14 protein-coding genes and 1 pseudogene are annotated in these 20,871 nt (G+C 71.1%); 9 read left to right on the top strand and 6 right to left on the bottom strand.

Features of this window, described 5'->3' with window-relative positions:
- The first annotated feature begins 80 nt into the window (after window positions 1–80).
- The 3 genes from O7624_RS25130 to O7624_RS25140 all read left to right on the top strand — a co-directional run bounded on the left by O7624_RS25130 (window position 81) and on the right by O7624_RS25140 (window position 3,351).
- Window positions 81–596: a MarR family transcriptional regulator gene (locus O7624_RS25130; RefSeq protein ID WP_282240757.1), complete on the top strand. Its 516-nt coding sequence runs from the start codon at window positions 81–83 to the stop codon at window positions 594–596.
- A 3-nt stretch (window positions 597–599) separates the two neighbouring features.
- Window positions 600–2,291, top strand: coding sequence for a CocE/NonD family hydrolase (locus O7624_RS25135; protein WP_282237491.1), 1,692 nt, complete (start codon window positions 600–602; stop codon window positions 2,289–2,291).
- Window positions 2,292–2,454: 163 nt separating this feature from the next.
- Complete coding sequence (locus O7624_RS25140; protein WP_282237492.1) at window positions 2,455–3,351, top strand: hypothetical protein; 897 nt, start codon at window positions 2,455–2,457, stop codon at window positions 3,349–3,351.
- 77 nt (window positions 3,352–3,428) lie between these two features.
- Here O7624_RS25140 and O7624_RS25145 read toward each other — a convergent pair whose 3' ends face one another.
- Complete coding sequence (locus tag O7624_RS25145) at window positions 3,429–3,632, bottom strand: cold-shock protein (RefSeq protein WP_093401468.1); 204 nt, start codon at window positions 3,630–3,632, stop codon at window positions 3,429–3,431.
- 237 nt (window positions 3,633–3,869) lie between these two features.
- Between O7624_RS25145 and O7624_RS25150 the strand changes: the two genes are divergently transcribed.
- Window positions 3,870–4,478 (top strand): VTT domain-containing protein, encoded by a 609-nt coding sequence (locus tag O7624_RS25150; protein WP_093401467.1) that lies wholly within the window; start codon window positions 3,870–3,872, stop codon window positions 4,476–4,478.
- A gap of 129 nt (window positions 4,479–4,607) precedes the next feature.
- The gene (locus tag O7624_RS25155; protein WP_282237493.1) at window positions 4,608–4,931 is read left to right on the top strand and encodes a nuclear transport factor 2 family protein; all 324 of its coding nucleotides are present in this window, start codon (window positions 4,608–4,610) and stop codon (window positions 4,929–4,931) included.
- A 12-nt stretch (window positions 4,932–4,943) separates the two neighbouring features.
- Here O7624_RS25155 and O7624_RS25160 read toward each other — a convergent pair whose 3' ends face one another.
- Entirely contained in the window at window positions 4,944–5,597 is a 654-nt protein-coding gene (locus O7624_RS25160) for an MBL fold metallo-hydrolase (RefSeq protein ID WP_282237494.1), read from the bottom strand.
- A 6-nt stretch (window positions 5,598–5,603) separates the two neighbouring features.
- Window positions 5,604–6,320: a maleylpyruvate isomerase family mycothiol-dependent enzyme gene (locus tag O7624_RS25165; protein WP_282237495.1), complete on the bottom strand. Its 717-nt coding sequence runs from the start codon at window positions 6,318–6,320 to the stop codon at window positions 5,604–5,606.
- A 258-nt stretch (window positions 6,321–6,578) separates the two neighbouring features.
- Between O7624_RS25165 and rsgA the strand changes: the two genes are divergently transcribed.
- The 3 genes from rsgA to O7624_RS25180 all read left to right on the top strand — a co-directional run bounded on the left by rsgA (window position 6,579) and on the right by O7624_RS25180 (window position 11,515).
- Window positions 6,579–7,622 (top strand): ribosome small subunit-dependent GTPase A, encoded by a 1,044-nt coding sequence (gene rsgA, locus O7624_RS25170; protein ID WP_282237496.1) that lies wholly within the window; start codon window positions 6,579–6,581, stop codon window positions 7,620–7,622.
- Between the two features lie 277 nt (window positions 7,623–7,899).
- Window positions 7,900–10,842 carry an excinuclease ABC subunit UvrA gene (gene uvrA, locus O7624_RS25175; protein WP_282237497.1) on the top strand — a complete coding sequence of 981 codons (2,943 nt, stop codon included), beginning with the start codon at window positions 7,900–7,902 and terminating at the stop codon, window positions 10,840–10,842.
- A 166-nt stretch (window positions 10,843–11,008) separates the two neighbouring features.
- Window positions 11,009–11,515 carry a Rieske (2Fe-2S) protein gene (locus O7624_RS25180; RefSeq protein ID WP_093401462.1) on the top strand — a complete coding sequence of 169 codons (507 nt, stop codon included), beginning with the start codon at window positions 11,009–11,011 and terminating at the stop codon, window positions 11,513–11,515.
- A 55-nt stretch (window positions 11,516–11,570) separates the two neighbouring features.
- On the opposite strand, the pseudogene O7624_RS25185 reads toward O7624_RS25180, so the two are convergent.
- Window positions 11,571–14,822: pseudogene (locus tag O7624_RS25185) on the bottom strand (penicillin acylase family protein).
- Between the two features lie 190 nt (window positions 14,823–15,012).
- Here O7624_RS25185 and uvrC point away from each other — a divergent pair.
- On the top strand, window positions 15,013–17,118 hold the full coding sequence (gene uvrC / locus O7624_RS25190; protein WP_282237498.1) for an excinuclease ABC subunit UvrC: 2,106 nt from the start codon (window positions 15,013–15,015) through the stop codon (window positions 17,116–17,118).
- A gap of 86 nt (window positions 17,119–17,204) precedes the next feature.
- Here the strand turns inward: uvrC and recQ are convergent, their stop codons facing one another.
- Both recQ and O7624_RS25200 read right to left on the bottom strand, forming a co-directional pair.
- Complete coding sequence (gene recQ, locus O7624_RS25195) at window positions 17,205–19,085, bottom strand: DNA helicase RecQ (RefSeq protein ID WP_282237499.1); 1,881 nt, start codon at window positions 19,083–19,085, stop codon at window positions 17,205–17,207.
- Between the two features lie 114 nt (window positions 19,086–19,199).
- On the bottom strand, window positions 19,200–20,831 hold the full coding sequence (locus O7624_RS25200) for an alpha/beta hydrolase (protein WP_282237500.1): 1,632 nt from the start codon (window positions 20,829–20,831) through the stop codon (window positions 19,200–19,202).
- Window positions 20,832–20,871: the final 40 nt, after the last annotated feature.

Genomic DNA, 20,871 nt, shown 5'->3' on the forward strand with positions numbered 1-20,871 from the left:
AAACGAGACGAGGGTCTCTCTCGGTTATGCTGCGAACCCGGGACGTCGGGAGGAAGCGGCGGGACGTGGCAGCTCACGGTATGTACCGCAGGCGCGACACGCGCCGGGACGTGTTGATCGCCGAGATCACGGCCGAGCTGCGCCGCTACGGCGTGGACGCGCAGCACGTCGGGCACGCCTTCGCCGGCCAGCACGGCCTCAACGCCACCGACCTGCAGGCGCTGATCGCCGTGATGGACGCCGAGCTGGTCGGCGACCCGATCACGCCGGGTCGGCTCGGCGAGCACCTAGGGCTCTCCTCCGGCTCGGTCACCGCGCTGATCGACCGGCTGGAACGGGGCGGGCATCTGCGCCGGGACCGGGACACCACGGACCGACGCAAGGTCCTGCTGCGCTACGCCGAACGCGGCGCCGAGCTGGCGATGGGCTTCTTCCGGCCGCTGGGCGAGCGCACCGACCGGGTGATGGCCGGATTCCGTGACGACGAACTGGAGGTGGTGTACCGGTTCATGACGGCGATGGGAGCCTCGCTGCGGGAGCACCGGGACGAGGTCCGTGCCGCCCGGACCGAGCCGCACCGCCGCCGGTCGGAGTGAGTCGTGCTTGATCGTCTGGCGGCCGGGCTCGCCGCTGCCGCCCTGCGACTGCCACCGGCGCGGACCCGACGGGTCACCGTCACCCGGGACATCGCGCTGCGGGTACGCGACGGGGTGATTCTGCGCACCGACCACTACGCTCCCGACCTGCCCGCCGCGCCCACCGTGCTGATCCGCACCCCGTACGGTCGGGCCGGACCGATGCGGCTGCTCTGCCGACTCGCCGCCGAGCAGGGATTCCACGTGGTCATCCAGTCCTGCCGGGGCACGGGCGGCTCCGGCGGCGAGTTCGAGCCGTTCGTGCACGAGCGCGACGACGGCCTGGACACGCTCGACTGGCTGCGTCGGCAGCCGTGGTGGATCGGCGCGTTCGGCATGTTCGGCGCCAGCTATCAGGGATTCGTGCAGTGGGCGCTCGCGGCGGACGCGGGCCCGCAGCTGCGCGCGATGGTCGCGGTCGCGACCGCCTCCACCACCCGTGACTCCACGTACGCGGGCGAGTCGTTCGCCCTGGACACGGTGCTGACCTGGGCCGAGCTGCTCCAGGCGCAGACCGTGCCGTGGCTGGCCCGCCAGTGGGAACTCAAACGCGGCCAGCCGAGGCTCACCGCCGCACTGGCCCACCTTCCGTTGATCGAGGCGGACCGGGTCGCCACCGGGGTGACCGTGCCGTTCTTCCAGGAGTGGCTGCGGCATCACACCCCACAGGCCGACTACTGGCGCAGTCGGGTTTTCGACGACCGACTGCACCTGGTCAGCTCCCCGGTGGCGATGGTCAGCGGCTGGCACGACATCTTCCTGCCGGCCCAACTGCGCGACTACACGGCGCTGCGGGCCACCGGTGCCCGTCCACGCCTGGTGGTCGGGCCGTGGACACACGGCAGCCCCGGGCTGTTCATCGCCGCCCTGCGTGAGGGGCTGAGCTGGCTCGGCCTGCACCTGTCCGACGATCAGACTGGTGATCGGCGGGCCGTAGGTGCCGTCCGCCCGCCCGATGATCCGGTGCGGGTGCACGTCGGTGGTGCCGGCGGGGGCTGGCGTGACCTGCCCGACTGGCCGCCACCCGCCGACGTCGTGCGGTGGCACCTGCACCCGGGGGCGACCCTGAGCCCGTCGGACCCGGTGCCGTCACCGCCGGACGGGTTCTGGTACGACCCGGCCGACCCGACACCGTCGCTGGGTGGTCCACTGCTGGTGGCCCAGCGGGCCGGACCGTTCGACAACCGCCCGGTCGAGGCCCGCCCCGACGTGTTGACCTGGACCAGTGAGCCCTTGGCCGCCGGGATCGAGGTGGTCGGGCCGGTCCGCGCCCAGATCCACCTGCGCAGTGAGCTGACCCACCTGGACGTCTTCGTGCGACTGTGCGACGTGGATGGTCGGGGACGTTCGTGGAACATCTGCGACGGTCTGGTCCGGCTCGACCCGCAGCGGTTCCCCGCCGACGACACCGGCGCCGTCGTGGTGCCGGTCGAGATGTGGCCCACCGCCCACCGCTTCGCCCCGGGGCACCGACTGCGGCTGCAGGTCTCCGGTGGGGCCCACCCCCGCTACGCGCGTAACCCCGGGACCGGCGAACCGCTCGGCGCAGCTGTCACACTCCGTGGTGGATTCCGGGAGATCCTGCACGACCCAGATCATCCGTCCGCAGTGGTCCTACCGGTCGTCCACTCTGCCTCTCAGCCTTCTCCAAGCTGAATCAAAGCGCCTCTGAGCTGGGCATTCTCTAACAACCCGAGCTATCGTGGTGATACGCCCGGCGCCGTGCACCCGATCGGCCGGGCCCGCCGGTGAGCCCCTCCACCGCGTACGCGGTGTCACCGTCGCGCCTGGTCCCCAACGAGTATGCGAAGGGGGAGCCATGACGCGGGCCCCGGCAAATCTGCTCGCCGTTCGTAGTCTGCTGCTTGAGCATCTCAACCGTGACCCCAACCGCAGCCGCGACGCCGACCTCGAACCCAACGAGGTCGGCATCGTCGGCGACGCCAACCACCGAGGGGGCTACCACTGCGGGTCGGACCGGGTCGTCACCAACGACTACTCGGTGGTCGAGTCGCCCCGCGACCGCAACGGCCTGACCCTCGACGCGGCCGCTCTGGACGTGGGGACGTTCCAGCTCAGTTCCAACGGCCGTACCCACAACCTGTTCACGTTCTCGGCCTGGTGCGTGGCGCAATGCGTCGCCAACGCCCCGGACACCCGCGACATCCGCGAGATCATCTACTCGCCCGACGGCAAAGTGGTCCGGCGCTGGGACCGGCTCGGTCGCCGCAGCACCGGCGACCGGTCCCACCTGTGGCACACCCATTTCAGTTTCTTCCGGGACTCGATCAAAGCGAACCGCGACCAGCGGCCGCTGTTCCGCCGCTACCTGACCGCCATCGGACTGCTGAACTCCGAGGAGGGGGAGAACGACATGACACCCGAGGAACACAACTGGCTCAAGACCGTCCACCGCAACCTCACCGTCCTGGACGGACGCAACCCGGTCGGGCAGACCTACACCCGGATGGCGATGGGCGAGGATCACAAAGATCCCGACTTCCGGGTCTCCCACCCGACACTGCGCACCATCGGCGCGCAACTCACCGCACTACAGAACACGGTGGACTCGCTGATGAACCGGGACTTCACCGACGAGCAGGCGATCGTCACCGGAGTGCTGGCGGGTCTCACTCCGCAGGAGATAGCGGCGGCGATCCCGCCCACCGTGGCGCAACAGGTCGTCAGCGAGTTGAGCCGCCGACTGGCGGCCTGAGGCGACGCTCCGACGGGTGGCGGCCAGTACCGGCCGCCACCCGCCGCCGTGCGATCAGCCCCGCCGGACCGTACGAGTCAGAGCGGACGGACGTTGTCCGCCTGCGGGCCCTTCTGCCCCTGGGTCACGTCGAACTCGACCTTCTGGCCCTCGGTCAGTTCGCGGTAACCGCCGGACTGGATGGCCGAGTAGTGGACGAAGACGTCGGGCCCTCCGCCGTCCTGCTCGATGAAGCCGAAGCCCTTTTCGGAGTTGAACCACTTCACGGTGCCGGTTGCCATGCGTACTCTCTCCCTGTTCCATGCGGGCGACCGCTGGCTTGCGCGCCGGTGATCGCCCAATACCTTCCCGACAGTAACCGGTGAATAGCGGATTTGCCGGGCGAAGCGCCTCAGGCGTTGCGGCGGATGGGCTCCGACGCGGCGGGCGCGATCAGGGATCACCCTCAGGGGCGCCACCCGGAGGATGGGGAGGAAACCCGATGTCCACGGTGGCGAGCAGGTCTTAGCGTACGAGGCATGGCGGACCAGTTGGCCCAGGTCGGAGAGCTTCCCGTGGTGGTGCTGATGGCGGTGCTCGGGGTGGTCATGCTCTTCGACGCGGTGCCGCTGTTCGGCGTCCTCGTGCCCGGTGACGTGGCGGTGCTCGCCGCAGTGGCGGTCGGCAGCCCCGCCACCGGGTTGGCGACCTTCGTCGCCGTGGTAACCGGCTGTCTCACCGGTTGGTCGTTGAGCTTCCTCGTCGGCCGGCGGTGGGGCGACCGGCTGCGGCGCAGCCGCTTCGGCGGTTGGGTCGGCGAGGCGCGGTGGGCGGCAGCGGAGACCATCCTGCGCCGCGACGGCGGCCGGCTGGTGCTGATCGCGCCCTTCCTGCCGGTGTTCAACGCCCTGCTGCCCCTGGCCGCAGGCGGGCTGCACATGTCGTACCGACGATTTCTCGGGTTCGCGGCGCTCGGCGCGGCCGGATGGGCCGGTCTCTACCTGGTGGTGGGTACGGCGTCGCGGACACTGGCCGGGCTCCTGCCCGCCGGAGCGAGTCCGCTACTGGTGACCATGCTGGGCGGACTGCTGCTGGCGGCCCTGGTGCTGCTCGGCACCCGCCGGCGGTTGCGCGCGGCCACCCGCTGAACCGACCGGTCCGGGAACTCGACGACAGCCTCGGCTCTGATCGAACCCGGGGTGGCTGTCGCACCCGTCGGGCAGGATCAGCAGCGTCCAGCCGCACCTGCTTGAGGCCCCTCGGGAGAGAACCCTGCCATGAACGCCGTACCGGCGCTGATCCGTCGTTACTTCGCGCTCGCCGGCGAAACCGACAGCGACGCCTACTTCGCGCTCTTCGCCCCCGACGCCGTTGTCGAGGACGAGGGCAGGACCCACGAGGGCATCGCCGCGATCCGGGCCTGGCGGCGGGAGGTGCCGCTGGTGTCGTACGAGATCACCGACGTGACGCAGACGCCGGAAGGGACCGTGGTCACCGCCACCATCACCGGTGACTTTCCCGGCAGCCCCTTCGCCGGCCTGCGGTACCGCTTCGAGGATTACGACGACGACCAGATCCGACGGCTGCGCATCGCTCCCTGAGCAGCGCGGCTGTCACCAGCCTCGGGCGCGCCACTCGGCCAGGTGGGGGCGTTCCGCGCCGAGCGTCGAGTCCCGACCGTGCCCGGGGTAGAACCAGGTCTCGTCAGGCAGCCGGTCGAACAGCTTGTGCTCGACATCGTCGATCAGCGCGGCGAACCGCTGCGGATCCCGGTCGGTATTTCCCACCCCGCCGGGGAAGAGGCTGTCGCCCGTGAAGAGGTGCGGCACGCCACCGGGGTCGCGGTAGAGCAGCGCCACCGAACCCGGGGTGTGCCCCCGCAGGTGGATGACCTCCAGGGCGCAGTCGCCGACCGGTACGACGTCGCCCTCGGCGAGGGTCTGCGCCTCGATCGGCAGCCCGTCGGCGTCGTCGGCGTGCACCAGCGCACGGGCGCCGGTCTTGGCCACCACCTCTTCCAGACCCACCCAGTGGTCCATGTGCTGATGGGTGGTCACCACCGAGGTGAGCCCCGCGTCGCCGATCAGCTCCAGCAGGCGGGGCGCCTCGTTGGCGGCGTCGATCAGCACCTGCTCACCGGTGCCGCCGCAGCGCAGCAGGTACGCGTTGTTGTCCATCGGACCGACCGACACCTTGGTGATGGTCAGCCGGTCGAGTTCGCGTACCGCCGGCGGGCCGCCGGGGGTGACTTCTCCGCTGTAGGTCATGGCTCCCTAGATCCATTCGGGCGGGTGGGGCAGCTGCCCGTCGGGGGTGACGGTCAGCGTGGCACCGGGGTCGCGGCCGGTCAACCACGCGGCGAGTTCGGCCGCCGCACCGGTGACGACCGGTGCCTCCGCCCGGTCGCCGAGCACCAGTTCGTGGCTGCTGCCGTCGAAGCGAAGCACCATCGCTGGTACGTCGTCCCGGTCGGCGAAGCCGCTTGTCACCTCGTGCAACAGCCGGTGGCCGAAGTCCGGTGACCAGTCCGTGGGCCGGTAGCCGGCCGCCAGGTCGACATGGTGGATCTCCAGCTCCCGCAGTCGACCCCAGACGAGCAGGGCCGCCGGCTGCGAGCCGCGCCGGGTCTCGACGGTGGCACCCCAGGCCGGCACCGGCATCGCGGCCACGGCCTCGGCGAACCGGTCCGCGCTGCGCCGCAGGTCGTCCAGCTGCTCCTCCGGGGTACGCGTGGCCCCCGCCTCGATGTCGGCGGTCCGGGCGGCGGCGCTGGCGTACATCGGGATCGGTTCGCCGGTGCGGGCCGAGGTGAGCAGGTTGACGAAGCCGTCGGCATTGCGGCAGAGGTGGGCCAGCACGTGTCCTCGGGTCCAGCCGGGCAGCAGAGACGGCGCGGCGAGATCGGCGGCGTCGAAGGTGGCCGCCGTGCGCACCAGGCGAGCCGTGGCCTCGTCCACGTCGCCGGTCAGCAGCAGCGGATCCATCGTCACGGTGCTGACCCTAGTGGCCCGCGCCCACCCGCGTCGCCGGGGAATTCACTTCCGGCGTGGCGTGGCCCGACCTACCGTCTGTGCCAGCGACCCCTTCGATCGGGTCACGCGACGCGGACGGCTCGTCTGCTGCCTCGCGGCCCGGTCACCACCGGGGGAGGTCGACCAGGTTCGTGCGCGGCGCCGGAGCGGAGGAGGTGGTGGTCATGCCGGTCACCGCACCCGTGTATCACCCGCACCGACACCGAACGAGGAGCCATGACCATCTCGCTGACCGCCCTGGGCTGGGACACCGACCGGGCGGCCCACCTGCGACGTATCCGTACCGATCAGCGTCCCGGCCGGGTGGCCCGGGTCGACCGGGGCGTCTGCACCGTGCTCACCGAGGCCGGGCCGGTGCGCGCCTCGACCGGCGGGGCGCTGCTGGCTGCGGCCGTGCGCGACGCGACCCGGCTGCCCGGTGTCGGCGACTGGGTGCTGCTGTGCGCCTGGCCCGACGGGCGGGTGACGGTGGAGGTGGTACTGCCCCGGCGTACCGCGTTGATCCGGCGCACCGCCGGTAAGGACGCCAGCGGTCAACTGCTGGCCGCCAACCTCGACGTGGCCGCCGTGGTGGAGCCGGTGCACCCGGCACCGGACGCCGCCCGGATCGAGCGGCTGCTCTCCCTGGTCCACGAGTCCGGCGCCCGGCCGTTGGTGGTGCTGACCAAGACCGACCTGGCGGCCGATCCGGTGGCGGTAGCGCGTCAACTGGCGGCCCTGGCTCCGGGGGTGCCGGTGCTGCCGCTCAGCGCCGAGCGCGGCACCGGACTGGAGGCGCTGCGCGCCGAGGTCGGCCCCGGCCGCACCCTCGGGCTGCTCGGGCCCTCCGGCGCCGGCAAGTCCAGCCTGGTCAACGCGCTCGTCTCGGCGGTGGTGATGCCGACGCAGGCGATCCGTCGGGTCGACGGCAAGGGTCGGCACACCACCACCTGGCGGGCGCTGGTGCCGCTGCCGGGTGGGGGCGCCGTGGTGGACACGCCCGGGGTCCGGGCCGTCGGCCTGCTCGACGGCGCGACCGGGCTCGACCGCGCCTTCGCCGACATCGCCGACCTGGCCGCCAGCTGCCGCTACGGCGACTGCCGGCACGAGGCCGAACCCGGCTGCGCGGTGCGGGCGGCACTGGATGCCGGCGCGCTGACCGCCCGCCGCTACGACAGCTGGCGCCGGCTGCAACGGGAGGTCGCCCACGAGACCCGTCGCCGCTCCACGCGCCCCACCAGTGTGTCCCGCGCCACCCGCCGGACCCTCCACCCCCGCTGACCACTTTCCACCCCACCCGTGTGTCCCGCGATCATGCAGTTGTGGTCGTCGGTACGGGCGATTTGACTGCTTTGTTGCGTGCCACAACTGCATGATCGGCGCGCAGCTGGGCGGGGCGCGGGTGGGTGGGGGAGGGGTGGGATGTGTGGGTGGGGGAAGTTGTCGGGGGTCGGGTCTACAGTTGCCGGGGCGCACTCTCCGCGCTGACACAACCGCTGGGGTCACCTCAAAAGCGGACAGATCTTCCTCTTCATTCTCACCCGGGAGTACACGGACCGTGGCCGACCGTTTGATCATTCGTGGCGCGCGCGAGCACAACCTGCGTGACGTCAGCCTCGACCTGCCCCGGGACGCCCTGATCGTGTTCACCGGGCTGTCCGGGTCGGGCAAGTCGAGCCTGGCCTTCGACACGATCTTCGCCGAGGGGCAGCGACGCTACGTCGAGTCGCTGTCGTCGTACGCCCGGCAGTTCCTTGGCCAGATGGACAAGCCGGACGTCGACTTCATCGAGGGCTTGAGCCCGGCGGTGTCGATCGACCAGAAGTCCACCTCCCGCAACCCCCGCTCCACCGTCGGCACGATCACCGAGGTCTACGACTACCTGCGGTTGCTCTTCGCCCGCGTCGGGGAGCCGCACTGCCCGGTCTGCGGCGAGCGGATCTCCAAGCAGAGCCCGCAGCAGATCGTCGACCGGGTTCTCGCCATGGTCGAGGGCACCCGGTTCATGGTGCTCGCCCCGGTGGTGCGGGGACGCAAGGGCGAGTACGTCGACCTGTTCGCCGAACTCCAGGCCAAGGGGTACGCGCGGGCCCGGGTCGACGGTGTGGTGCACCAGCTCACCGACCCGCCGAAGCTGAAGAAGCAGGAGAAGCACACCATCGAGGTGGTGATCGACCGGCTCAGTGTGAAGCCCAGCGCCAAGCAGCGGCTGACCGACTCGGTCGAGGCGGCCCTGGGCCTCTCCGGTGGTCTGGTCCTGCTCGACTTCGTCGACCTGGCCGAGGACGACCCCGACCGGGAGCGGCGCTACTCCGAGCACCTGGCCTGCCCCAACGACCACCCCCTCGCGATCGAGGACCTGGAACCCCGGGTCTTCTCCTTCAACGCCCCCTACGGCGCCTGCCCGGAGTGCACCGGCCTCGGCACCAAGAAGGAGGTCGACCCGGAGCTGGTCGTCCCCGACCCGGAACGCAGCCTGCGCGAGGGCGCCATCCAGCCGTGGGCGACCGGGCACAACCTGGAGTACTTCCTGCGGCTGCTGGAGGCGCTCGGCGAGGCCGAGCACTTCGACGTCGACACCCCGTGGCGGGCGTTGCCGTCGCGGGCGCAGAAGACGATCCTGCACGGCTCCGACGACCAGGTGCACGTGCGCTACCGCAACAAGTACGGCCGGGAGCGGTCGTACTACACCGGCTTCGAGGGTGTGGTGCAGTGGATCGAGCGCCGGCACTCCGACACCGAGAGCGAGTGGTCGCGGGAGAAGTACGAGGGCTACATGCGCGACGTGCCGTGCGCGGCCTGCGGCGGTGCCCGGCTCAAGCCCGAGGTGCTCGCGGTCACCCTGGCCGGGCGCAGCATCGCCGAGGTGTGCAACCTGTCGGTAGGTGAGTGCGCCGACCTGCTGGCCGGCATCGAGCTGACCGACCGGCAGAAGCTGATCGCCGAGCGGGTGCTCAAGGAGATCAACGCCCGGCTGCGCTTCCTGCTCGACGTCGGGCTGGACTATCTCTCCCTGGACCGCCCGGCCGGCACCCTCTCCGGCGGTGAGGCGCAGCGCATCCGGTTGGCCACCCAGATCGGGTCGGGCCTGGTCGGGGTGCTCTACGTGCTCGACGAGCCGTCGATCGGCCTGCACCAGCGGGACAACCACCGGCTGATCGAGACGCTGGTGCGGCTGCGTGGCCTGGGCAACACGCTGATCGTGGTCGAGCACGACGAGGACACCATCCGCACCGCCGACTGGATCGTCGACATCGGTCCCGGCGCGGGGGAGCACGGCGGTCGGATCGTGCACAGCGGCTCGGTGCCGGCGCTGCTGGAGAATCCCGAGTCGCTGACCGGGGCGTACCTCTCCGGTCGGCGGGAGATCCCGACCCCCCGGGGACGCCGCCCGCAGACCCCCGGGCGGGAGCTGGTGGTGCACGGGGCCCGCGAGCACAACCTGCGCAACCTGACCGTGAGCTTCCCGCTCGGCCAGCTGATCGCCGTCACGGGCGTCAGCGGCTCGGGCAAGTCGACGCTGGTCAACGACATCCTCTACGCGGTGCTGGCCAACCAGATCAACGGCGCCCGGCTGGTGCCGGGCCGGCATACCCGGGTCTCCGGCCTGGAGCACGTCGACAAGGTCGTCGGCGTCGACCAGTCACCGATCGGCCGTACCCCGCGCTCCAACCCGGCCACCTACACCGGCGTCTGGGACCACGTGCGCAAGCTGTTCGCCGAGACCACCGAGGCCAAGGTTCGGGGGTACGGCCCCGGACGGTTCTCCTTCAACGTCAAGGGCGGTCGCTGCGAGGCGTGCTCCGGCGACGGCACCATCAAGATCGAGATGAACTTCCTGCCCGACGTGTACGTGCCGTGCGAGGTCTGCAAGGGCGCCCGGTACAACCGGGAGACCCTTGAGGTGCACTACAAGGGCAAGACCGTCTCCGACGTGCTGGAGATGCCGATCGAGGAGGCGGCCGAGTTCTTCTCCGCCATCCCGGCCATCCACCGGCACCTCAAGACGCTCGTCGACGTGGGGCTGGGCTACGTACGGCTGGGGCAGCCCGCGCCGACCCTCTCCGGTGGCGAGGCGCAGCGGGTCAAGCTCGCCTCGGAGTTGCAGAAGCGCTCCACCGGGCGGACGGTCTACGTGCTCGACGAGCCGACCACCGGCCTGCACTTCGAGGACATCCGTAAGCTGCTGCTGGTGCTGGAGGGCCTGGTCGACAAGGGCAACACGGTGATCACGATCGAGCACAACCTGGACGTGATCAAGAGTGCCGACTGGTTGATCGACATGGGCCCGGAGGGTGGCCACCGGGGCGGCACCGTGCTCGCCACCGGCAGCCCGGAGGAGGTCGCGGAGGTCGCCGAGAGCCACACCGGGCAGTTCCTGCGTACCGTCCTCAAGCTCGACGGCGCGGCGAAGGGTGCCGTGGCGGCGACCACCAGGGCGGCGAAGGCGAACGGTAGCCGGGCCCGGGGCGGTCGGAAGACCACAGCTGCCGCGCGCTGACGGGCCGACTCCGCCGGGCGGGATACCGACAGGCGGCGGTCGGCGGGTGTCTGACGGTCGGACGGCGTGCCCGGGTGGCCGATCGGGTGAACCGCCGGGCAGAGTGGTGCGTGCAGGGAGAGTAGCGACACATCATGCACCGGAGTGACCGACGGAGGGGCGAGGCATGAGCGAGCCGCAGGGCAGCGCTGGCATTGGCGACGATCAGGTGCCGGCCGGGCCTGGAGTGCGTAGCCGCCGGGCCGTGCTCACGGGCGCGGGGGCGGTCGGCGCGGCGGTGGTCCTGGCCGCCTGCGGCGGTGAGGACGACGACGGCGGCGCGGCACCGAGTCCTGGACCGCAGGTCACCAACACCGGCGACGCTGGCGGCGGGGATCGTGAGGGCGCCCAGTCACTGGCCCGGACGACCGACATCCCGGTCGGCGGCGGCGCCGTCTTCGCCGCCCAGGGCGTGGTGATCACCCAGCCCACCGCAGGTGACTTCAAGGGTTTCGACCCGGTCTGCACCCATCAGGGCTGCCCGGTGTCGAACGTCGACGGCGGCACCATCAACTGCACCTGCCACGGCAGCAAGTTCTCCATCGAGGACGGCTCCGTCACGGCCGGCCCGGCGACCACGCCGCTGCCGGCCAAGAACATCAAGGTCGACGGCGACCAGATCGCGCTGGCCTGAGCCGGCCGAACGACGGTCGCGACCGGGACGTGCCGTCCCGGCCGCGACCGCCGCGTCACTGGGCGTAGACCGACATCTCCCACAGCGAGAAGCCGTAGGAGGTGCCCCGAGTCAGCCCCTACATCCGCACGTACCTGGCCTGTTGCGGGGCGAAGCTGACCACGTCGGTTCCGCCGTTCCCGGCGGTGGTCGACCAGGCCGGCCGCCAGGTGGCGCCGTCGGCGGAGACCTCCACCCGGTACGACCGGGCGTAGGCCGCCTCCCAGGCCAGGACCACCCGACCGACCTGCCGTACGGAACCGAGGTCCACCCGCAGCCACTGGTTGTCCGACCAGGAACTCGCCCACCGGGTGCCCAGGTCACCGTCGACGGCGCGGCCGGCGCCGTTGAACAGTTGACTGCTGGACGCGGTGACCGGGCGGCCGGCGGCCAGGTTGGTCAGGTCGTCGCCACGGCGGGCGGGGAACGAGACCACCTGCTGGTAGGTGGGGCGGTTCTGCCAGGCGATGGTGGCGTGCTTGATGCCGCCCAGCGGTGACTGGACGATGGCGTCGGCGCACCACTGGTCACCGGCGGCGCACGTCGAGTCACCCGGATAGGTCTGCGTGGCCGGCGTCGCCGCCGCCGTCCGCAGCGTGTCCAGCAGGATCTGCCGGCAGGCGGCGAGGTCGCCGTCGCCGCAGAAGGTGCGCCCCGGCCCGCCGGCCACCGGGTCACCCAGCACGGCCCGCAGATCCTTGTCGACCCAACCCCACCACCCGTACTGGAACGCCGAGCCCTTGTGGGTCTGGGCGCTGTTCGCCGACGACGGCAGGTTCGACACGTCGCCCTGCTGGTGGCCGGAGGGTGACTCGTTGACCTGGAGAGTGTTGACCAGGGACTGGTACAGCTCCGTGCCGAGCGGTTCCCGGAACATGCCCCGCACCAGCAGCGGCCACCAGGCGTCGAGGGTCCGGATCGCCTCGGCGTGCTGGTAGACCTTGCTGCCCTCGGCCGTCTCCACCCGCAGCGCGCCGGCCTGCCGCCACGCCTTCAGCCGTGCGATCTCGCTGGCCAGGGCGGTGTCGGTGACCGGTTGGCTCTCCAGTACCCGGATCAGCTCGCCGAGCACTTCGGCGCCGCGTAGATCGGTCAGCCCGGCCCGCTGCACCAGCTCGGTGAGCGAGGCCCGGTCGAAGGTGCGGCCCGCCGCGAGTGCCGCCTTGACCGGCCGGTCCAGCAGGTCACCACGGTGTACGGCACCGAAGCTGAAGTTGCCGTCGGCGGCGCCGAAGTCCTTGGCCTGTTTGTTGTTCCAACTGACGTAGTAGTCCTGGTTCACCGACTGCGGGTGGGCCGCCGCCGGCGCGTACCGGGCGGTGCCGGTCTCCGGGTCGAAGTCCTGCCACTCGTACGCCCGTTCGGCCTTCATCGGCAGGTTCGGGTTGCTGCCGGACGCCCGCAGCGGGTTGAGCCCGGAGTTGAAGTACGCCGACTCGGTGGAGTTGACGTAGAACCAGTTGAACGCGTACTCGACGTTGTTCGCCGAGGCGCGGAAGGCCGCCGCGGAGCCCATCTGGGTCGGGTCGTTGTACATCTGGAAACCGATCGCGGAGTCGGCCTCCCGGCCGTAGGTGGACCGCAGGTGGGTGAAGGCGTGCGGCACCCCGCCGACGGTGCCCCGCCACGCCACCAGGCCGAGCTTGGTACGCCAGGCGACAAGCTTGTACGACCCGGCTGCGGTGCCGTCGGCGACGGTCGGGCTCCACCGGTTGACGTGGGACAACTCCTCCATCGCCAGGCACTGGCCGCGGAACAGGTAGTGGTTGCTGCCCAGCGTCGGCGTGCCACCGCCGGGTACGCAGAGCGGCACCGCGTACGTGTCGGTGATGTCGTGCACGGAGGAGGTGGCGCTCCAGGCGTAGTCCTGGCCCCGGCCGAGCAGGACGTACAGGTTCAGCCCGGCGAAGGCGGCGCCTCGGGCGCTGATGCCCGGCCCCTGCAACTCCTGGACCATCAGCAGTTGGGGGGAGAAGTAGCCGGTCTGCGGCCCGAACACCGCCACCGGGTGCCCGCTGGTGGAGTGCTCTGCCGAGATCACCGCCGCGTTCGACATACCGCGGTGTGCCGGGTCGATGGTCAGCCCGGACAGCGCGGCGGCCAGCTCGGAGCCGCTGTTCGAGGTCGTGGCGGTGGTCGCGGAGCCGGTCGGGTCGGTGAAGACCGGTTCGACCCGGGCCGAGCCGGCGTCCGGCAGCACCACGCTTGGCGCGTCCGGGGAGGCGTCGCCGTACGGAAAGCTCTGCCCGTCGTGCAGCGTCAGCACGGTCTCCGGGTCGTTCTGGCCCCGGAAGCCGTTCCACACCCGGTCGCCCTCCACCGGGCCGAACTTGGCCCGGGCGGCGATGCGGACCAGCGCGGACTGCATCTCGGTGCCGCCCCCACCGCCGAACAGGCCACCGACCACGCCGGCGATGGCGACCAGGTCGGTCAGCACGAACGGCTCGGGCCCACCGGCGTTGGTGATCGCGTCGAGGTGCCCGGTGAGCACGTACTCGCCGGGGCAGTTGCGGTTGGCCATGCAGGTACGGATGTAGGCGTTGATCCCGGCGATGTACTCCTGCACGTCGGTGTAGAGCTGCTCACCGCGGTCACCCTTCTGCCGCAGCGCGGCGACCTGCGCCGTCAGGTCGGCCTCGGTGTACGGGGAGGTCCGCCAGACGCTCTGCTCCAGCGCCCGGTTGCCCGGTGCGCCTCCCGCGAACGGGGTAAGCGTTCCCCGCCCGACGTGCCGCAGCAGATCCATGGTGAACAGCCGGTCCTCGGCCCCGGCGTAGCCGGCGCCGAACATGGTGCCGGCGCGGGTGGTACCGGTGATGTGCGGGACGCCGGTGGCCCGGTCCCGCAGGATGCGGACGTCGGAGCGGGGTGAGTAGTCGCGTTCGACCTGGCTGGGCGCGACGCCGAAGGAGGCGTCGTTGAAGAAGGCGTCGATCTGGTCCTCGCGCAGTCCGGCATAGCCGTAGACGAGGTCGGCGTACCTGTCGAGCTGGTCGGCGGAGTGCCGGGGCAGGGTGCCGAAAGCCTGGTTGCCCAGAATCTCGACGAGGGTGGCGTTGCCGTTCTGGCCCGGCGGCAGGATCTCCGAGCATTCCCCGAGGCAGTAGTCGTTGGCGGCGAAGGCGTTGGCGACGTTTGTCGCGAGGGTGCTCCCGGTCGGGGTGCTGGCTGCGGTGGCGGTGGTCGGGGCCGCGACGAGGAGGGCGGCGACGGCGGTGGCGGTCGTGGCACCGGCGAGCAGCCGGCGCGCGGGGGTGTGACCGGTCATGGCGATCCTCTGTGGACGGGGGCCATCGGACGGGACCATTACATGAAGAACATTCGGTTACTGGATGGTAGGCCGCCACGCTCGATATTGGAAGGAGTCGATAAGTGCTCCGGTGCTGCCATCGCGGCGCGGGGAGAACGGGCATCAGGGGACGATCCGGGCTGTCGGGGGCGGCGACTAATCTCGGAGTGTGGCTGATCCGTCGACCTACCGTCCCGCGCCGGGCACGATTCCCGAGGCACCAGGGGTCTACCGCTTCTACGACGGCACCGGCCGGGTGATCTACGTAGGCAAGGCGAAGAACCTGCGCAGTCGACTCAACTCCTACTTCGCCGACCTGTGGGGGTTGCACCAGCGCACCCAGCAGATGGTCACCACCGCCGAGGCGGTCGACTGGGTCACCGTGGGCACCGAGGTCGAGGCGCTCCAGCTCGAATACCTCTGGATCAAGCAGTACGACCCGAGGTTCAACGTGCGGTACCGCGACGACAAGTCGTACCCCTACCTGGCGGTGACCCTCGACGAGGAGTACCCACGGCTCCAGGTGATGCGCGGCGCCAAGCGCAAGGGAGTGCGCTACTTCGGGCCGTACTCGCACGCCTGGGCGATCCGCGAGACACTCGACCTGCTGCTGCGCGTCTTCCCGGCCCGCACCTGCTCCGCCGGGGTGTTCAAGCGGGCCGGCCAGGTCGGCCGCCCCTGCCTGCTGGGTTACATCGGCAAGTGCTCGGCCCCCTGCGTCGGCACCGTCTCCGCCGAGCGGCACCGCGAGATCGTCGACGACTTCTGCGACTTCATGGCCGGGCGCACCGACACCATGGTCCGCAAACTGGAACGCGAGATGGCCGAGGCCAGCGAGCAGCTGAAGTTCGAGCGGGCGGCCCGGCTGCGCGACGACGTCGCCGCGCTGCGCCGGGCGATGGAGAAGCAGACGGTGGTGCTCGGCGACGGCACCGACGCCGACGTGGTGGCCTTCGCGGACGACCCGCTCGAAGCCGCGGTCCAGGTCTTCCACGTGCGGAGCGGCCGGGTACGCGGCCAGCGCGGCTGGGTGGTGGAGAAGACCGAGGAGCTGACCATGGGCGACCTCGTGCACCACTTCTGCACCCAGGTCTACGGCGGCGAGCACGGCGAGGCCGATGTGCCGCGTGAGTTGCTGGTGCCCGAGCTGCCCGCCGACGCCGACGCGTTGGCCGACTGGCTCTCCACCCACCGGGGCGGCCGGGTGACGCTGCGGGTGCCGCAGCGCGGCGACAAGCGGGCCCTGATGGAGACGGTGGAACGCAACGCGAAGGACGCCCTGGCCCGGCACAAACTCAAGCGGGCCGGTGATCTCACCACCCGCAGCAGGGCCCTCGACGAGATCACCGAGGCGCTCGGTCTACGGACTGCGCCGCTGCGCATCGAGTGTTTCGACATCTCGCAGATCCAGGGCACCGACGTGGTGGCGAGCATGGTCGTCTTCGAGGACGGCCTGCCCCGCAAGAGCGAGTACCGCCGGTTCATCATCCGGGGGGCCACCGACGACCTCTCGGCGATGTCCGAGGTGCTGCGCCGCCGCTTCGCCCGCTACCTCGACGCCCGCGCCGAGACTGGGGAGGCAGGAGTCGAATCCGCCGCCGACCTCGCCATCCCGGCCGCCGCCATGGACCGCGCCGACATGGACCGCGCCGTCGTGGACACGGTTGCCGCTGACGCCGCTGCCCGTGAGTCGGCCGCCGCCGACAACCCCGGCGGCGCGCCGGTCGCCATCGGCGGTGGTGACGCAGGCGTCGCCAGCGACGAGCCGCGGATCGGAACGTTGGTGGACCCGACCACCGGCCGGCCACGCCGGTTCGCGTACCCGCCGCAGCTGGTGGTGGTCGACGGCGGAGCGCCGCAGGTCGCCGCCGCCGCGCAGGCCCTCGCCGAGCTGGGCATCGACGATGTGGCGCTCTGCGGGCTGGCCAAGCGGTTGGAGGAGGTCTGGCTGCCCGACGACGACTTCCCGGTCATCCTGCCGCGCGCCTCCGAGGGGCTCTACCTGCTGCAACGGGTACGCGACGAGGCCCACCGCTTCGCCATCACCTTCCACCGGCAGCGCCGCTCCAAGCGGATGACCACCTCGGCGTTGGACAACGTCGCCGGCCTGGGCGAGGTTCGCCGCAAGGCGCTGCTGCGTCACTTCGGCTCGCTGAAACGCCTCTCGGCCGCCACCGTCGAGGAGATCACCGAGGTCCCCGGCGTCGGCCGCCGTACCGCCGAAGCAATCCTCACCGCCCTCCGCACCCCCACCCCCGAACCTCCCGCAAGCTGACAACATCGGGGATGTTGCGGTCTCCACGGCGTCTGGGACAGCAAGAACCCTGAAGTTGCGCGGATCTTGATGGGGGATGCGGTACCTCAGGTGGTGTTGGCGAGCACGCCGAGGAGTTGCTCGCCGTACTTGGCCAGCTTGTTCTCGCCGACGCCGCTGATCCGGGACAGCTCGGCCAGCGACGACGGCGCGTCGGCCGCGATCTGGCGCAGCGTCGCGTCGTGGAAGATGACGTACGCGGGTACGCCCTGCTCCTTCGCGGTGGCCGCCCGCCAGGCCCGCAGCCGCTCGAACGTGCCGGCCGCCTCCGCCGGCAGCTCGGCGACCACGGTGGCCGCGCCGCGGGGCTTGGCCGCCTTCGCCGGGCGCGCCGCCTCACGACGCAGCATCACGGTACGACGCCGGCCGAGCACCTCGGCGCTGGCGTCGGTGAGTGTCAGGGTGCCGTAGTCGCCCTCGACGGCGAGCAGTCCCTCGGCGAGTAGTTGTCGGACCACGCCGCGCCACTCCGCCTCGCTCAGCTCCCCGCCGATGCCGAACACGGTCAGCGAGTCGTGTCGATGCTGGCTGATCTTGTCGGTGGTTCGACCGAGCAGGATGTCGATGCAGTGCCCGGCGCCGAACCGCTGGTTGCGCTCCCGGTCCAGCCGAAAGACGGTGGAGAGCAGCTTCTGCGCGGCCACCGTGCCGTCCCAGGACTCGGGTGGCTCCAGGCAGGTGTCGCAGTTGCCGCAGCCGCCCGTGGCCGGCTCGCCAAAGTACTCCAGCAGTTGCGCCCGGCGGCAGCGGACCGTCTCGCAGAGCGCCAGCATCGCATCGAGGTGGGCGGCGAGATTGCGCCGATGCGCCAGGTCACCCTCGGACGTGTCGATCATCTTTCGCTGCTGGACCACGTCCTGAAGCCCGTACGCCAGCCAGGCGGTCGACGGCAGGCCGTCGCGGCCGGCGCGACCGGTCTCCTGGTAGTAGCCCTCCACCGACTTGGGTAGGTCGAGGTGGGCGACGAACCGTACGTCGGGCTTGTCGATGCCCATGCCGAAGGCGATCGTCGCCACCATCACCACGCCGTCGGCGCGCAGGAAGCGCTGCTGGTTGGCGGCGCGGGTGGCCGCGTCCAGGCCAGCGTGGTAGGGCAGCGCGTCGATGCCGTTGGCGACCAGAAAGTCGGCGGTCTTCTCCACCGAGGCGCGGGACAGGCAGTAGACGATGCCCGCGTCGCCGGGATGTTCGTCGCGCAGCAGGGCCAGCAGCTGCTTGCGCGGCTCCCGCTTCGGCACGATCCGGTACTGGATGTTGGGTCTGTCGAAGCTGGCCACGAAGTGCCGCGCCTCGGTGAGGCTGAGCCGGGTGGCGATCTCGGTCCGCGTGGCGCTCGTCGCGGTGGCGGTCAGCGCGATGCGGGGTACGCCCGGCCAGCGTTCGTGCAGCATCGACAGGTTCAGGTAGTCCGGCCGGAAGTCGTGGCCCCACTGCGACACGCAGTGCGCCTCGTCGATGGCGAACAGGCTGATCCGCCCCCGGTCCAGCAGGCCCAGCGTGGCCCGGCTGGCCAGCGCCTCCGGCGCGAGGTAAAGCAGGTCGATCTCGCCGGCCACGAACTCCGCCTCGACCAGCCGGCGGGTGTCCAGGTCGAGCGTGGAGTTGAGGAAACCGGCCCGCACCCCGACCGCGGTGAGCGCGTCGACCTGGTCCTGCATCAGCGCGATCAAGGGCGAGATCACCACTGCGACACCGTCCCGGACCAGGGCGGGAATCTGGTAGCACAACGACTTGCCGCCACCGGTGGGCATCAGCACCAGCGCGTCGCCGCCGGCCACCACATGGTCGATGACCTCCCGCTGGAAGCCCCGGAACGAGTCGTACCCGAAGACCCGCCGCAGCACATCGAGCGTCGCTGTCACCTTCTCGGCGGTGGGTGCGTCGGAGCTGGCCAGGTCGGTGACGCTCACGTCGGCGGGAGAGACCATCCGAGGATTCTACGAGCCACGTTGGGCGACACGGGTTGCGGCATGTCGCGGTATCCGCGCTGGCGGAAGCCACGACATGCCGCATCTCGCGTACCGGGTAGATCGATGACGCGGTTACCCCGCCGGTGCCGCGCCGGCGGACCCGGACGGCGAGGGCCCCAGCGGCCGGGTGGTGGCGGGTGGCACGGCGTCGCACACGGTGCCCTCGGCGGGTAGCACTCCGTCGATCAGCGCGGCGTCGATGGCCGCGTCGACGCACGGGCCGCTGGTGCGGTAGGAGGTGTGGCCGATGCCTTCGCGGGTGAGCAGGACGGCGTCCTCCAGCCGCTCCGCCATCGCCTCGGCCCAGTGGTGCGGGGACACGTTGTCCAACCGGCCGCCGACCACCAGGATCGGCGGGGCGCCCGCGCCGGTGAGTTCCCGGGTGACCCGGTCCTCGTTCTCGACGGGCCACAGCGCGCAGTTGAGCGCACTGTAGGCGGCCCGGCTGCCGAGCCGTTCGCCGCGTTCGGTGATCTTCTTGGCCGCGACATGATGCTCGGACAGTTTGTCCAGCTTCGGCCAGTCGACGCACCGCACGGCGGTGTGCGGTTCCTGGAGGATCGCGAACGGGCCACCGAACGGTGCAACGGTGACGAATGAGACCACGAAGTGCAGGCCCGTGCCATCACCCTGCTGCGCGCCCAGGAGGCCCGCGGTGAGTACGGGCCAGAGTGCCCGGTTGCCCGCGGCGGCCCGTGCGGCCTCCAGGGCCATCGCCCCGTCGAGCGTGCCACCCGGCGTCAGGCCCTCGACCGGGGGGACCACCAGCGGCTTCGCCTCCAGCTTGGTGATCAGGGCGTCGAAGGCGGCCCGCGGGTCGCCGTCGCCGAACGCGCACACCTGCACGCCCTCGGCGCGGCAGGTGTCGAACCAGGCGTCGAGCGTCTCTTCGTTGGAGCGGGCGACGTCGTCCAGGAGTCGCAGCGGGTCGTTCTGCCACAGGTCGGTGTCGACCGGGGCGTCGATCACCATCTGGCGTACGCGGTCGGGGAAGAGTGTGGCGTACATCGGACCCACCACCGTGCCGTACGAGGCACCGTAGAAGGTGATCTTCTCCTCGCCGAGCGCGGCACGCACCTGGTCCAGGTCGCGGGCCACGTTGTCGGTGGACAGGCTCGCCAGGAACTCGGGGCTCTGCTGGTCCAGACAGCCCTTGGCGAAGGTGCGGGCGTCGATGAGCAACTTCCCGAACGGCTTCCCACCCGGGATGCGTGGGTCGCGGTTCTCGGTCGCCTGCTCGGCTCGCTGCTCGTCGGTGAGGCAGCGCACGGCACCGGACTGACCGACACCGCGCGGGTCCATGCCGACAACATCGAACCGGGCGACGACCTCGGGCGTGTAGGGGCCTGTGTCGTTGGCGGCGTCGATGGACGCGACCGTCTCGGTAGCCGGCACCCCCGGACCACCCGGATTGATGAACAGGCTGCCGATGCGCCGCTCCGGATCGGTGGCCCGGTGCCGGGTCACGGCGAGGCTGATCTGCTCCCCGTCGGGTTCGGTGTACTCCAGCGGCACCTCGACGGTGGCGCAGTCGAGGCTCGGCCCGCACTCCTCCCACTGCACCGGGTCCGGGATCGGGGCGGGCACGGTCGGGCCGGAGGAAGGCCGGCCCGCTGCCGCCGTACTGACCCCACCGGTGCAACCGGTCAGGGCAAGCACGGCGGCGGCCAGCACCGCGGCGGTCCGTCGGGGTACCGGTGACACGCGGGTATGTCGGAGTGAAGGTGGCATGACATCGACGCTA

This window comes from Verrucosispora sp. WMMD1129, from assembly GCF_029581255.1.
Taxonomy (GTDB): Bacteria; Actinomycetota; Actinomycetes; order Mycobacteriales; family Micromonosporaceae; genus Micromonospora; species Micromonospora sediminimaris.